The sequence below is a fragment of the Nesterenkonia sp. K-15-9-6 genome (assembly GCF_052656005.1).
The window spans coordinates 93727-107148 of record NZ_JBQYEY010000005.1; the positions used below are offsets into that span (position 1 = coordinate 93727).

The 13422-nt window shown below is 68.5% G+C and carries 16 protein-coding genes; 15 read left to right on the top strand and 1 reads right to left on the bottom strand.

Annotated features, from left to right (window positions below; all coding sequences use genetic code 11):
* The first annotated feature begins 2 nt into the window (after window positions 1–2).
* The 15 genes from rplR (at window position 3) to SD455_RS04955 (ending at window position 11100) form a co-directional block, all read left to right on the top strand.
* Entirely contained in the window at window positions 3–374 is a 372-nt protein-coding gene (gene rplR, locus SD455_RS04885) for a 50S ribosomal protein L18 (protein ID WP_070159069.1), read from the top strand.
* Window positions 371–1126, top strand: coding sequence for a 30S ribosomal protein S5 (gene rpsE / locus SD455_RS04890; protein ID WP_311024504.1), 756 nt, complete (start codon window positions 371–373; stop codon window positions 1124–1126). The genes rplR and rpsE overlap by 4 nt, the downstream gene beginning before the upstream one ends.
* Window positions 1123–1353: a 50S ribosomal protein L30 gene (gene rpmD, locus SD455_RS04895; protein ID WP_070162524.1), complete on the top strand. Its 231-nt coding sequence runs from the start codon at window positions 1123–1125 to the stop codon at window positions 1351–1353. The genes rpsE and rpmD overlap by 4 nt, the downstream gene beginning before the upstream one ends.
* Entirely contained in the window at window positions 1353–1847 is a 495-nt protein-coding gene (gene rplO, locus SD455_RS04900; protein ID WP_311024503.1) for a 50S ribosomal protein L15, read from the top strand. The genes rpmD and rplO overlap by 1 nt, the downstream gene beginning before the upstream one ends.
* Window positions 1848–2084: 237 nt before the next feature.
* A complete protein-coding gene (gene secY / locus SD455_RS04905) occupies window positions 2085–3392 on the top strand; it encodes a preprotein translocase subunit SecY (RefSeq protein ID WP_445507402.1) in 1308 nt (435 codons plus the stop codon).
* Window positions 3389–3958 (top strand): adenylate kinase, encoded by a 570-nt coding sequence (locus SD455_RS04910; RefSeq protein WP_070162528.1) that lies wholly within the window; start codon window positions 3389–3391, stop codon window positions 3956–3958. Before secY ends, SD455_RS04910 begins: the two co-directional genes overlap by 4 nt.
* Window positions 3958–4797, top strand: coding sequence for a type I methionyl aminopeptidase (gene map, locus SD455_RS04915; RefSeq protein ID WP_170922716.1), 840 nt, complete (start codon window positions 3958–3960; stop codon window positions 4795–4797). Before SD455_RS04910 ends, map begins: the two co-directional genes overlap by 1 nt.
* 372 nt (window positions 4798–5169) lie before the next feature.
* Entirely contained in the window at window positions 5170–5391 is a 222-nt protein-coding gene (infA, locus tag SD455_RS04920; protein ID WP_070162529.1) for a translation initiation factor IF-1, read from the top strand.
* Window positions 5392–5402: 11 nt separating this feature from the next.
* A complete protein-coding gene (gene rpmJ, locus SD455_RS04925) occupies window positions 5403–5516 on the top strand; it encodes a 50S ribosomal protein L36 (RefSeq protein ID WP_070162531.1) in 114 nt (37 codons plus the stop codon).
* 239 nt (window positions 5517–5755) lie between these two features.
* Entirely contained in the window at window positions 5756–6124 is a 369-nt protein-coding gene (rpsM, locus tag SD455_RS04930) for a 30S ribosomal protein S13 (RefSeq protein WP_070162533.1), read from the top strand.
* Between the two features lie 79 nt (window positions 6125–6203).
* Window positions 6204–6605 carry a 30S ribosomal protein S11 gene (gene rpsK, locus SD455_RS04935; protein WP_070162535.1) on the top strand — a complete coding sequence of 134 codons (402 nt, stop codon included), beginning with the start codon at window positions 6204–6206 and terminating at the stop codon, window positions 6603–6605.
* A gap of 115 nt (window positions 6606–6720) precedes the next feature.
* Window positions 6721–7734, top strand: a complete 1014-nt coding sequence (locus SD455_RS04940) for a DNA-directed RNA polymerase subunit alpha (protein ID WP_311024500.1) — start codon at window positions 6721–6723, stop codon at window positions 7732–7734.
* A 78-nt stretch (window positions 7735–7812) separates the two neighbouring features.
* Window positions 7813–8358 (top strand): 50S ribosomal protein L17, encoded by a 546-nt coding sequence (rplQ, locus tag SD455_RS04945; protein WP_085437863.1) that lies wholly within the window; start codon window positions 7813–7815, stop codon window positions 8356–8358.
* 186 nt (window positions 8359–8544) lie between these two features.
* A complete protein-coding gene (locus SD455_RS04950; protein WP_445507403.1) occupies window positions 8545–9396 on the top strand; it encodes a tRNA pseudouridine synthase A in 852 nt (283 codons plus the stop codon).
* A 270-nt stretch (window positions 9397–9666) separates the two neighbouring features.
* The gene (locus SD455_RS04955; protein WP_445507404.1) at window positions 9667–11100 is read left to right on the top strand and encodes a sugar porter family MFS transporter; all 1434 of its coding nucleotides are present in this window, start codon (window positions 9667–9669) and stop codon (window positions 11098–11100) included.
* A 229-nt stretch (window positions 11101–11329) separates the two neighbouring features.
* On the opposite strand, the gene SD455_RS04960 is transcribed toward SD455_RS04955, so the two are convergent.
* Window positions 11330–13240 (bottom strand): BglG family transcription antiterminator, encoded by a 1911-nt coding sequence (locus SD455_RS04960; RefSeq protein WP_311024496.1) that lies wholly within the window; start codon window positions 13238–13240, stop codon window positions 11330–11332.
* Window positions 13241–13422 lie beyond the last annotated feature (182 nt).

Sequence of the window (13422 nt, forward strand, 5' to 3'; positions counted from 1 at the left end):
GCATGGCTATTGGTATCAAGGGCAAGTCGAAGTCCGCTGCCCGCGGCCGTCGTCACCTCCGCCTGCGCAAGAAGATCAGCGGTTCCGCCGAGCGTCCGCGCCTGGTGGTCACCCGCTCATCGCGCCACATGGTCGCTCAGGTCGTCGACGACGACCGCAGCCGCACGCTGGTCTCCGCCACCACCATGGAGGCGGACCTGCGCAGCTTCGACGGCGACAAGACCGCCAAGGCGAAGAAGGTCGGCGAGCTGATCGCCGAGCGCGCCAAAGCTGCCGGCATCGAGGCCGTGGTCTTCGACCGCGGCGGCAACAAGTACCACGGTCGCGTGGCCGCCGTCGCTGACGGCGCTCGGGAGGGTGGTCTGAAGCTGTGAGTGAGAACACCGACAACACTGTGAAGGACTCATCTGTGACTGAGGCCAACGAGAACGCCGCCCAGGCTGCTCAGCAGCCCCAGGCCGGCGAGACCCAGCAGGCCGCTGACAAGAGCTCCGGCCGCGGCGGTCGTGACGAGCGCGGCGGCCGTGGTGGCCGCGGCGGTCGTGGCCGCGGCGAGGGCCGTGGCCGTGGCGGCCGCGACGACGACCGGGACAAGTTCCTGGAGCGCGTCGTGACCATCAACCGCGTCTCCAAGGTCGTCAAGGGCGGTCGTCGCTTCAGCTTCACCGCGCTGGTCGTCGTCGGCGACGGCGACGGCATGGTCGGCGTCGGCTATGGCAAGGCCAAGGAGGTGCCCGCCGCGATCCAGAAGGGCGTGGAGGAGGCCAAGAAGAACTTCTTCCGCGTGCCGCGCGTGGGCTCCACCATCCCGCACCTGGTCAAGGGCGAGGACGCCGCGGGCGTCGTGCTGCTGCGTCCGGCCTCCCCGGGTACCGGTGTGATCGCCGGTGGTCCGGTTCGCGCCGTGCTGGAGTGCGCCGGCATCCACGACGTGCTCACCAAGTCCATGGGCTCGGTGAACGCGCTGAACATCGTGCACGGCACCATCGACGCTCTGAAGCAGCTCGAGGAGCCTCAGGCTGTGGCGGCTCGCCGCGGCAAGGCCCTCGACGAGGTCGCACCGGCCCCGATGCTCCGCACCATGGAGGCGGACCGCGAGGCTCGTGCGCAGAAGGCAGGTGCATGAGGGTGACGGTCAACTACACCACCGCCAAGAACCTGGTCCCCGGCGACCACAAGCTGGAGATCACTCAGAAGAAGTCCACCATCGGCGCCACGCCGAAGCACCGTGACACGGTGCGTTCGCTGGGTCTGAAGCGGATCGGCCACACCGTGGTCCGTGACGCGGACGCCGTCACCGTGGGCATGCTGAACACTGTGAAGCATCTCGTGAATGTTGAGGAGGCCAAGTGATGGCAGAGAACAACGCTGCCGAGTCTGAGGTCCTCAAGGTCCACGACCTGCGTCCGGCCCCCGGCTCCAAGAAGGCCCGCACCCGTGTGGGCCGTGGTGAGGCGTCCAAGGGCAAGACCGCAGGCCGCGGCACCAAGGGCACCAAGGCCCGCTACCAGGTCCGCGCCGGCTTCGAGGGTGGGCAGCTGCCGCTGCACATGCGCCTTCCGAAGCTGCGCGGCTTCAAGAACCCGAACCGGGTCGAGTTCTCCCCGGTGAACCTCTCCACCCTGGGGGAGCTCTTCCCCTCCGGCGGCGAGGTCACTCCGGAGATCCTCATCGCCAAGGGCGTGGCCAAGAAGGGCCGCCCCGTCAAGGTGCTCGGCTCCGGTGAGATCTCCTCGGCGGTCCAGGTGAAGGCCCACGCCTTCTCCGCCTCGGCCGAGAAGAAGATCACCGAGGCCGGCGGTTCGGTTACGACGCTGGACCTGCGTCCGGCTCCGGCACAGGACTGAGCGACCCATCGCTGATGTCTGACGGCCCCCGTCGCGTGCGACGGGGGCCGTCGTGCATCTCCACCCACCCCATGTTCCGCCTCGCCGCCATGTGATCAGGAGCTCCGGCTGTGGTCCGGATCTCGGAGACGATTCTCATCGTTCCCGCATGTGACGTTAGTATGGCTGTCTGTGTGGCCGCCGGACCTCGGCGGCGACCACTGACGCCATGCCGAGGCACCATCCACAGGAGGACGCGTGTTCAGCGCACTAGCCAGGGTGTTCAAGACGCCCGACCTGCGCCGCAAGATCTGGTTCACGATCGGGATCATCACGATCTACCGGATCGGAGCCTTCATCCCGGCCCCCGGGGTGGACTACGGCGCCGTCCAGCAGTGTCTCGAGCTGGGCTCCACGGAAGGGGGCCTCTACTCCTTCGTGAACATGTTCTCCGGCGGTGCGCTGCTGCAGGTCTCGGTCTTCGCCCTGGGCATCATGCCCTACATCACCGCGGCCATCATCGTGCAGCTGCTGCGCGTGGTCATCCCCCGCTTCGAGACGCTTCAGCGGGAGGGCCCGCAGGGGCAGGCGAAGCTGACGCAGTACACCCGCTACCTCACCATCGGACTGGCCACGCTGAACGCCACCACGCTGGTCGCCACGGCCCGCACGGGTGCGCTGCTGGGCTGTGACATCCCCATCATCCCGAACGACTCCCTGTGGGTCATCGTCCTGATGATCGTCGTGCTGACCTCGGGCGTGGCGCTGATCATGTGGCTCGGCGAGCAGATCACCGAGCGAGGCGTCGGCAACGGCATGTCCATCCTGATCTTCGTCTCCATCGCCGCCGGCTTCCCCGGCGCCATGGGTCAGATCTGGACCGTGCAGGGCTGGCGGACCTTCGCCCTGGTGATGCTGATCGGCCTGGTCATCATCACCGCAGTGGTCTTCGTGGAGCAGTCCCAGCGGCGTGTGCCGGTCCAGTACGCGAAGCGCCAGGTCGGCCGTCGCACGGTGGGCGGAACCTCCACCTACATTCCGATCAAGGTCAACATGGCCGGTGTCATCCCCGTGATCTTCTCCTCCTCGGTGCTGATGCTCCCCTCGGTGTACATCCAGTTCAACCAGCCGGCCCCGGGAGAAGAGCCCGGCTGGTTCGCCGAGCTCATCCAGACGTATTTCGGCACGCAGAGCCACCCGGTGTACATGGTGATCTTCTTCCTGCTGACCATCGGGTTCACCTACTTCTACGTGACCATCACGTTCAACCCGAACGAGGTGGCCGAGAACATGCGCAAGTACGGCGGGTTCATCCCCGGGATCCGCGCCGGCCGGCCCACGGAGAGCTACCTGGCCTACGTGATCTCCCGCATCACGTTCCCCGGCTCGCTGTATCTGGGCTTCATCGCCCTGATCCCGCTGATCGCCTTCGTGCTGATCCGCGCCGACCAGAACTTCCCGTTCGGCGGAACCTCCATCCTCATCATGGTGGGTGTGGGTCTGACCACGGTGAAGCAGATCAACGCTCAGATGGAACAGAGGAACTACGAAGGGCTGCTGCGATGACGCGAATGCTGATCGTCGGACCCGCCGGGTCGGGCAAGGGAACCCAGTCGAAGAAGATCGCCGAGGAGCTGGGCATCGTCGCCATCTCCACCGGTGACATCTTCCGGGCCAACATCAAGGGCGGGACGGAGCTGGGCCGGGAGGCCCAGACCTACGTCGACGCCGGCGAGCTCGTCCCGGACTCGGTGACCAACCGCATGGTCGAGGACCGCCTGTCCTGGGAGGACGCGAAGGACGGCTTCCTGCTGGACGGCTACCCCCGCAACCGCACCCAGGTGACCGCGCTCGATGAGATGCTCTCCCGCCTGGGAGTGGAGCTCGACGTCGTGCTGGAGCTCACCGCCGACCGTGAGGAGCTGACCCAGCGGCTGAAGAAGCGCGCCGAGATCGAAGGGCGCGAGGATGACGCCGATGAGGCCGCGATCCGCCGTCGTCTGGAGCTCTTCGAGAGCGAGACCGCGCCGATGATCGCCGAGTACGACTCCCGCGGCCTGCTCCGCCAGGTCGACGGGCTGGGCGAGATCGACGAGGTCTACGGACGCATCATGGAAGCGATCCGCGGCTGATGTTCTCCCGACCCCGCGTCGAGCTCAAGACGCCCGAGCAGCTGGCTTCCATGGACGCCGCCGGCTCAGTGCTGTGTGAGGCGCTCGACGCCGCCGTCGCCGCGGCAGAGCCCGGACGGAGCACGGCGGAGCTCGACGCGGTCTTCGCCGAGGTGCTCGCCGACCACGAGGCGAAGCCGAACTTCCTGAACTATCACGGCTTCCCCGGGCACATCTGCGCGTCGGTCAACGACGAGGTCGTCCACGGGATCCCCGGAGGCCGAGTCCTGCAGACCGGCGACGTGCTGAAGATCGACGGCGGCTGCATCATCGACGGCTGGCACTCGGACTCGGCGCGCACGGTGATCCTGGGCTCCTCCCAGGACGGGACCGCCGACGCCGGCGACGAGCGTCTCTCGGAGATCACGCGCCAGGCCATGTGGCGCGGCATCGCCGCCTTCGCCACGGCCCGCCACGTCGGGGAGATCGGTGAAGCGATCGAGGAGCATGTCGTCTCCCAGCCCGGCGAGCGGCTGGGGATCCTCGAGGACTATGTGGGCCACGGGATCGGCTCGGCCATGCACCTGCCCCCGGACGTCTTCAACTACTCCACGGGCATGAAGGGCACCCGGATCAAGCCGGGCCTCGCGCTGGCCATCGAGCCGATGCTCACCCGCGGCGGCATCGAGACCCGGGTCCTCGACGACGACTGGACGGTCGTCACGGAGGACGGGTCCCGGGCCAGCCAGTGGGAGCACTCGGTGGCCCGCCACGAGGGCGGGATCTGGGTGCTGACCGCACCCGACGGCGGGGCCTCCGAGCTGGAGCCGCTCGGCGTGACCCCCGTGCCGATCCGCTGATCGACACTCGGGTCGACCGCGGCTGCCGGCCCCGGTCCGCCCTCCTCACCGCTGCCCCCCCGGGTCCTCCTGCGGCGAATTGCCGCGACGACTCGGTGTCGGGTAGTATTGACTGCTGGTTGTCTCTGTGGTTCAGCCGTGCCCGCAGACCGGCGGGCGTCCTGCGCCTCCGGTCTCACCGGGAGCGGAGGGAGCCCAGCGGCGTCTGTCAGAAACAGAACCAGATTCTCCCGGCCCGCACGTCACGTGCGGCGGCATCATTCCTCATGATCACGGGTCAGGCGGTGCAGTGCGCCGCGGTCCGGATCGACGGGTGCTGTCGCCGTCGTCGTGCATCGACCGGACGGGGGAGTCGCGAACGGTGTGGAGCATATGGGTAAAAAAGAAGGTGTGATCGAGGTTGAGGGCCGGGTGACCGAAGCCCTTCCGAACGCGATGTTCCGCGTGCGTCTGGAGAACGACCACGTGGTGCTCGCCACCATCTCGGGCAAGATGCGCCAGCACTACATCCGGATCCTCCCGGAGGACCGGGTCGTGGTGGAGATGAGCCCGTATGACCTCAACCGTGGACGTATCGTCTACCGCTACAAGTAAAGAGGAAAGCCATGAAGGTTCACCCCAGCGTGAAGCAGATCTGCTCTGACTGCAAGGTGATCCGCCGCAACGGCGTGATCCGCGTGATCTGCAAGAACCCGCGCCACAAGCAGCGCCAGGGCTGAGCTCCTCACCTTCTCCCACCTGGATGAAGTGAGGGCGCCCGGGCGCTCGACCACAGCTCAATGTTGATGGCAGTGCACACCGTGGATGAGCTGCACGGTTCCACCTCCGGTTGCCGAGGGCCGGAGACCCGCTGACGGCGTCACCTCCGACGCCGGACGCCGCCGATCACCGTATCGGGGACGTCCCAGAGGGAACGCACTGCTGAAGACCTTCGGACAAGAACAAGGAGGACTGCCACGTGGCACGTCTGGCAGGTGTCGACATCCCGCGCGACAAGCGCACGGTGATCGCACTCACTTACATCTACGGCGTCGGGCACACCCGCGCCCAGCTGGCCCTCGAGGCCACCGGGATCGACCCGAACACCCGTGTGAAGGACCTCAGCGACGACCAGCTGGTCGCTCTGCGTGACTACATCGAGGGGAACTTCACGGTCGAGGGTGACCTCCGTCGTGAGGTCGCCGCCGACATCCGGCGCAAGGTCGAGATCGGTTCCTACCAGGGCCTGCGCCACCGCCGTGGCCTGCCGGTCCGCGGTCAGCGCACCAAGACCAACGCCCGCACCCGCAAGGGTCCGAAGAGGACCGTCGCAGGCAAGAAGAAGTAGTTCTGCGTATGCCCTCGGCCTCCGGGGTCCCGGACAGGCCGGCACACGCTGATCAGACCAACTGAGTCACGGAGAAGATATGCCCCCCAAGTCACGCGCAGCGGCTCGCAAGCCGCGCCGCAAGGCCAGCAAGAACATCACCCAGGGCCAGGCCCACATCAAGTCGACCTTCAACAACACGATCGTGTCCATCACGGACCCCACCGGCGCCGTGATCTCGTGGTCCTCGTCGGGCGAGGTCGGACACAAGGGCTCCCGCAAGTCCACTCCCTACGCGGCGCAGATGACCGCGGAGCAGGCCGCCAAGCGTGCCCAGGAGCACGGCATGCGCAAGGTCGACGTGTTCGTCAAGGGCCCGGGCTCCGGGCGCGAGACCGCCATCCGCTCCCTGCAGGCCGCCGGCCTCGAGGTCGGCTCCATCACGGACGTCACCCCGAGCGCGCACAACGGCTGCCGCCCGCCGAAGCGCCGTCGCGTCTGAGCGACCTTCTATACGACACCGATCTCCGCCGCGGCCTCCCGGGCCGCGGCGGAGGTGAGCATCATCATCGCTGAGTTTGCGTCATATAGCGGATGCACTCTGAAAGGAACCACCAGTGCTCATTGCACAGCGCCCCACGCTGACCGAAGAAGTCGTCGCTGACCACCGTTCGCGTTTCATCATCGAGCCCCTGGAGCCGGGCTTCGGCTACACCCTCGGCAACTCGCTGCGTCGCACCCTGCTGTCCTCCATTCCGGGCGCGGCTGTGACCAGCATCCGGATCGACGGTGTGCTCCACGAGTTCACCACCGTCGCCGGCGCCAAGGAGGACGTCACCGAGCTCGTGCTCAACGTGAAGCGGCTCTCCGTGTCCTCCGAGCACGACGAGCCCGTCGTCGCCTACCTCCGCAAGGAGGGCCCGGGTGAGGTCACTGCCGCGGACATCACTCCGCCGGCGGGTGTGGAGGTCCACAACCCCGACCTCCACCTGGCCACCCTCAACGAGGACGGCAAGCTGGACATGGAGCTGACCATCGAGCGCGGCCGCGGCTATGTGTCGGCCTCGCAGAACAAGGTCGCGGACTCGGAGATCGGCCGCATTCCGGTCGACTCCATCTACTCCCCGGTCCTGAAGGTGAGCTTCAAGGTCGAGGCGACCCGTGTCGAGCAGCGCACCGACTTCGACAAGCTGATCGTCGACGTCGAGGCCAAGCCGTCGATGGCTCCGCGCGATGCACTGGCATCCGCGGGCACCACGCTGGTCGAGCTGTTCTCGCTGGCCCGGGAGCTCAACGTCGCCGCCGAGGGCATCGAGATCGGCCCCTCGCCGACCGACGCCGCCCTGGCCGCCGACATGGCTCTGCCCATCGAGGACCTGGAGCTGACGGTGCGCTCCTACAACTGCCTCAAGCGCGAGGGCATCCACACCGTGGGTGAGCTCGTGGCACGCTCCGAGGCCGACCTGATGGACATCCGCAACTTCGGTGCGAAGTCCATCGACGAGGTCAAGGACAAGCTCACCGAGCTCGGCCTGTCCCTGAAGGACTCCCCGGCGGGCTTCGACCCGACCGCCGCGCGCTTCCAGGAGGCGGGCGAGGGCGAGTACCTCGAGGGCGAGCAGCAGTTCTGAGCGCCTGACGCACACGACATCATCTGCGCGTCGCGGGGGCTGTGACCCGGCGGCGCACCATCCAAGGAGAACGAGACCATGCCTACCCCCACCAAGGGACCGCGCCTGGGCGGGAGCCCGTCGCACGAGAAGATGATGCTGGCCAACCTGTCGGCCAGCCTGTTCGAGCACCGCTCGATCACCACCACAGTGACCAAGGCGAAGCGTCTGCGTCCGTACGCAGAGCGCCTGATCACCATCGCCAAGAAGGGTGACCTCGCGGCTCGCCGCCAGGTGGTCGGCAAGATCAGCGCCAAGAACTCGACCAACCAGGCCATCGTCCACGAGCTGTTCACTGTGATCGCTCCGGCCATGGCCCAGCGCGAGGGCGGCTATACCCGCATCACCAAGATCGGCAACCGCAAGGGCGACAACGCCCCCATGGCTGTCATCGAGCTCGTCATGGAGCCGGTCTCCCCGAAGCAGGCTGTGGTGAAGGAGGCCGAGCAGGCCGCCGCCGCCCCGGTCGAGGAGGAGTCGGTCGAGGAGGTCGCCGAGGACACTCAGGTCGAGGAGGTCACCGAGGAGACTCCCGCTGAGGAGACTCCGGCTGAGGAGACTTCCGAGGAGACCGAGGACAAGTGACCCTTCCGGGCCTTCGGGTCCGATGATCCGGCAGAGCGCCTGTCCTGACGGGTTCTCCGCGCCGTGCATCGTCAGCACGCCGTGACGATGTGCCCTCGGCATCGCAGAAGCCCCCGATCCCCTGCAGGGGATCGGGGGCTTCTGCGTGTGCGGGCTGCGGTGCGGAGCCCGGATACCCTGGTGTCCATGGCAGATGTGCGGATCCGACTCGACCTGGCCTACGACGGCGGCGCCTACCGCGGCTGGGCCGCCCAGCCGGGGCTGCGCACCGTAGAGGGTGTGCTCACCGAGGCGCTGGCCACCCTGATCCGTCGGCCTGTGAAGGTCGTGGTCGCCGGGCGGACCGACGCCGGGGTCCACGCCCGAGGCCAGGTGGTGCACCTGGACCTGAGCCGCGCCGAATGGGAAGGTCTGTCACGGGGCCGGGACATCGCGCCCGAGGAGGCGATCCTGCGCCGGCTGGGCGGGGTGCTGGCCCGCGAGGACGGGGCTGTCGTCGTCCACAGCGCCGCCGAGGTCCCGGCGAGCTTCGACGCCCGGTTCTCGGCCCTGAGCCGCACCTACACCTACCGGATCGCCGACCATCCCGCGCTGCGGGATCCGCTGCGTCGGGCGGACACCGCCTGGCATCGCGCGCGGCTGGACGACGCGCTCATGGCAGCTGAGACCGTCGGGATGCTGGGGCTGCATGACTTCGGCAGCTTCTGCCGGCCCCGGGAGATGAGCACGGCCATCCGAGAGCTGCAGGAGTTCAGCATCGCACGCGGGGACGACGGCGTCATCGCGGCCCGGCTCACCGCGGACGCCTTCTGCCACCACATGGTGCGGGCCCTGATCGGCGCGACGATCGACGTGGGGGAGGGGCGCCGTGAGTCGGGCTGGCTCATGGAGCGGCTGGGCACGCCCAGCTGGGACGCCGCAGTGCGGCTGGCCCCGCCGCGAGGACTGGTGCTGGAGTCTGTGGACTACCCGCCCGACGATCAGCTGGCCGACCGTGCGGAGCAGACTCGGGCCACGCGCCCGACACGCGGATCCTGAGCCGCGGACGAATTGTCATGCGATGCCTGCTGTGACACCCATGACATCGACTGATGTGATCTTTCGCACGCAGTGTGCGGAGTCACGCATCGATTGCTCCAGCGCTATAGCTCTCTGACCAGGGGTGATGTTCCACTCATGGCGTGCCGAGAGGCTGAGAGCGCTTCCTGCCCGGTGATGTAGGGTGCCACAGTTCGCATGCGTTGCGACCTGGCTCATAGGACGCAGCTCACCGGTTCAGACCTCTTCGACTCAAAGGATCACCCTCTGATGAGCACCACCACCACACGATCGCAGGACCCCGCGGTCACCGCCGTGACATGGGTCGTGCTGGTCGCCGCGTTCGGCGGCTTCCTCTTCGGCTTCGACACCGCCGTCATCAACGGTGCGGTCGGCGCCATCCAAGACACGTTCGGCCTCTCTGAGGTCCTGATCGGCTTCACCGTCTCCTCCGCTCTGCTGGGCTGCATGGTCGGCGCCTGGATCGGCGGCACGCTCTCGGACCGTCTGGGTCGCGTGCGCGCCATGCTCATCGCCGCCGCCGCTTTCTTCATCTCCGCGTTGGGCTCCGGCCTGGCCTTCGACACCGTGGACCTGATCGTCTGGCGCGTGCTCGGCGGCGTCGGCGTCGGCATGGCCTCGGTGATCGCCCCGGCCTACATCGCCGAGGTCGCGCCCACCAGCCTCCGGGGACGCCTGGGCTCGCTGTGGCAGATGGCCATCGTCATCGGGATCTTCGCCGCGGCCGTCTCCAACGCCTTCATCTCCAACCTCGCCGGTGGGGCGTCCGGGGAACTGTGGTTCGGCGTCGACGCCTGGCGCTGGATGTTCCTCATCGAGGCGATCCCCGCCCTGATCTACGGCCTGCTGGCCACCTCCATCCCGGAGTCCCCGCGCTACCTGGTCTCGCGGGGCGACGACGCCCGCGCGGCGACGGTGCTGCGGGAGGTCGTGGGCCTGCGCCAGGACGACGAGATCCGCGCGAAGATCCAGGAGATCGGCCGGACGATCAACATGGAGTCCCGGCAGCGACTGCGCGACCTGCTGGTCTCCGGCAAGGTCATGCCCATCGTGTGGGTCGGCCTGGGGCTCGCGGTCTTCCAGCAGTTCGTGGGGATCAACGTGATCTTCTACTACTCCAACACGCTGTGGCAGTCGGTGGGCATCCCCGAGGACCAGTCGTTCCTGATCCAGGTCATCACCACCACGGTGAACATCGTGGCCACCGTGGTCGGCATCATCATCGTGGACAAGGTGGGCCGCCGCATTCCGCTGGCCGTCGGCTCCGCCGGCATGGCCCTGGGCCTGGGGATGATGGCGGTGGCCTTCTCCCAGGCCGTCACCGTCGGCGACGACGTCCAGCTCCCCGGGGCCTGGGGCGTGGTCGCCCTGATCTCGGCCAACGTGTTCGTGCTGTTCTTCGGCGCCACCTGGGGCCCGTTCATGTGGCTGCTGCTGGGTGAGATGTTCCCCAACCGCATCCGCGCCATCGCGCTGGGCGTGACGGCGTCGGCCAACTGGGCGGCGAACTTCGTGATCTCCACCATCTTCCCGTCCATGGCGGAGCTCTCTCTCGTCTTCGCATACGGCTTCTATGCGGTCTCGGCGCTGCTGTCCTTGGTCTTTGTGCTCAAGTGGGTCCCGGAGACCAAGGGCCGCGAGCTTGAGGACATGGCGGAAGGCGCCTACACCAAGCAGGGCTGAGCCCGCAGCCCGGATCCATCGGGCGCACCGGGGCAGTGCGCAGACGACGGCCGGTCACGTCCCTCAGTGGGGGAGGTGGCCGGCCGTCGTCGTCCGTCCCTCCGACACGCGGCGGAGAATGACGACGGGCATGCGCATGCCCGTCCTGCTCGCGGGGCCGAACCGCCGCAGGAGGCTGGGCCAGAGCCCGCCGCACGTGCCAGGGGTGGGCAGCCTCAGGGGGCCGCCCTCACCCGTCGATGACGGCGACCAGCTCGTCCAGGAAGCTGCCGAAGTCCTGCCCGCGGCGCAGCAGCCGCTGGACGGACTCGCGTTCGCTGAAGACCTCGACGAGCTGTTCGAAGATCGTCTGGAAGGCCTCGCGCTCGTCCTCGCTGAAGGCGACCAGCGCGACCACCTGGATGCGGGCGTCGCCCCAGGGGACGGAGCCGTCGGCGATGCCCAGAGCGATGGCCGTGCGCGTGGCGGTCATCTGCAGTGCATGCGGCACCGCCAGGGCCTCCGTGAACGCCGTGGAGGAGAGCCGTTCCCGCTCCACGGTGCGGTCGATGTAGTCCTGGTCGATCACTCCGCGGGCCGCCAGCGGAGCACCCAGGGCGCGGATGGCCTCCTCCTCGTCCGCGGTGTCCAGCGGACGGATGAAGGCGTCCGGGCTCAGGTAGCGCTCGAGCTCCTCCCGCAGCCGGGCCAGCCGTCGGCCCCGGCGGATCCGGGAGGCCGCCGTGGTGATGCGTTCCAGGTCCGCGTCGGTGAGGAACGGGGGCAGGGTGACGGTCCGTTCGTCGCGGTGGGGCGGTTCGATGGTGGTCAGCACCAGGTCGGTGTCGATCGCCGCCCAGTCGGGGTCCACCCGGGTCTCGACTCCCGTGACCTCGATGCTGGGTCCCAGGGAGCGGGCGATCCGGGAGCGCAGCAGCTCGTGCAGCTCGTAGTACCCGGGGCAGACGATGGTGGCGGTCAGCACCGTCTCCGCCATCCGGCGGCGCTCGAGACGGCCCCCCACATGCATGGCGATGTAGGCGATCTCATCGTCGTGGATCTCCACGTCCAGGCGGCGGCCGACGTCGTTGGCGATGGACACCGCCACTTGGAAGATCATCGGGTAGGCGGACTTCAGGGATCGGGTCAATGGGTTGCGGGCGGTCGCATGCTCCCGGGAGCGCAGCACCAGGTTCTGCACGTGCAGGCCGAGGCGCCGGATGAACTCCTCGTCGACGATGTCCACCAGGTACCCGTGGGCGGCGTGGGTGACGGCCTGCCGCACGGTGGCCTCGATCTCCGGGTCCAGCCGTACCTGCTCCTCGGCGGCCCCACCGGGGGCGACCACCCGGGTCAGCACCAGGGAACTGAGATGCTGCAGGTCGCCGGGGCCCAGGGCGACGTCGAAATGGCGTCGGCTCAGCGCATCGAGGGTCGCCCCCAGGCGGTGCTGATCGTCGCTGGGCTCCCCGTGGGTGCTGTGCAGGGCGCGGCCGCGCGCGACCCGGTCGGCGGCGATGGCGGCGTGCAGGGCGACGTCGGCGGCCGCGAACTCGTTGACGTACCAGCCCAGCGAGGCGAGCTCGGCGGCCAGCTCCCGGGTGAAGGTCCCGAAGGCGGCGCTGTCCACGGTGCCGAGCCCTGCGGCCCGCCGCAGAGCCTCGACGTCGAAGGTTCCCTCCTCCATCTCCTCATGGGCCAGGCGGGAGACCAGCCGGCGCTGGGCCAGCTCGTCGCCCACCAGGCGCACCCGCGGGCCGCTGCGTCGAAGCTGCAGCTCGGTCCCGTCCAGCAGGCCGCGGACACGCGCAAGGTCAGACTCCACCGTGGCGTCGCTGACGTAGAGCGTCTCGGCGGTCTCATAGACGTCGAGCCCTTCCTCGGCGGTGAGCAGCGCCCGCACCAGCCGGTGCAGCCGGTCCCGGGGAGTCTCCCGCTCGCCGCCGGCCCTCAGCCCGGCGAGCACGGGTCGGTTGGCGCGGTAGCCGGAAGGCCCTGACTCGACGGCGTCGCCGCCGGGAGTGCGGGCGTTGATCGCCGCGATGTAGGAGCGCACGCTGCGCGGCGTGACGCCGAGCAGGTCCGCCAGCGCGGCCGCCGTGGTCCAGCCGCGGTCGCGCAGCAGCAGGGTGACCAGCTGGTCCTGGCGCTGCCGCGTCATCGCATGCCCCCTCGGCGCCGTCGTTCCATGGCAGGTGCCGCCCGCCTGCGCTCGGGCGGCGGGAGGATCCACGCCTACGATACCCGCGCCGCGTCTCCGGGTCCTTGGGCGACCGGCAGGTGGCGGGCCGGTGACCGGCAGATTTCCGGGGAGGCGGAAACTTCAATGGTTGTGACGGGCAT

Coding starts and splice junctions, on each gene's coding strand:
- rplO (WP_311024503.1), top strand. CDS start 1,353: ATGGCAGAGAACAACGCTGCCGAGTCTGAGGTCCTCAAGGTCCACGAC.
- rplQ (WP_085437863.1), top strand. CDS start 7,813: ATGCCTACCCCCACCAAGGGACCGCGCCTGGGCGGGAGCCCGTCGCAC.
- rpmJ (WP_070162531.1), top strand. CDS start 5,403: ATGAAGGTTCACCCCAGCGTGAAGCAGATCTGCTCTGACTGCAAGGTG.
- map (WP_170922716.1), top strand. CDS start 3,958: ATGTTCTCCCGACCCCGCGTCGAGCTCAAGACGCCCGAGCAGCTGGCT.
- rplR (WP_070159069.1), top strand. CDS start 3: ATGGCTATTGGTATCAAGGGCAAGTCGAAGTCCGCTGCCCGCGGCCGT.
- SD455_RS04910 (WP_070162528.1), top strand. CDS start 3,389: ATGACGCGAATGCTGATCGTCGGACCCGCCGGGTCGGGCAAGGGAACC.
- SD455_RS04955 (WP_445507404.1), top strand. CDS start 9,667: ATGAGCACCACCACCACACGATCGCAGGACCCCGCGGTCACCGCCGTG.
- SD455_RS04960 (WP_311024496.1), bottom strand. CDS start 13,240: ATGACGCGGCAGCGCCAGGACCAGCTGGTCACCCTGCTGCTGCGCGAC.
- rpmD (WP_070162524.1), top strand. CDS start 1,123: ATGAGGGTGACGGTCAACTACACCACCGCCAAGAACCTGGTCCCCGGC.
- SD455_RS04950 (WP_445507403.1), top strand. CDS start 8,545: ATGGCAGATGTGCGGATCCGACTCGACCTGGCCTACGACGGCGGCGCC.
- infA (WP_070162529.1), top strand. CDS start 5,170: ATGGGTAAAAAAGAAGGTGTGATCGAGGTTGAGGGCCGGGTGACCGAA.
- rpsK (WP_070162535.1), top strand. CDS start 6,204: ATGCCCCCCAAGTCACGCGCAGCGGCTCGCAAGCCGCGCCGCAAGGCC.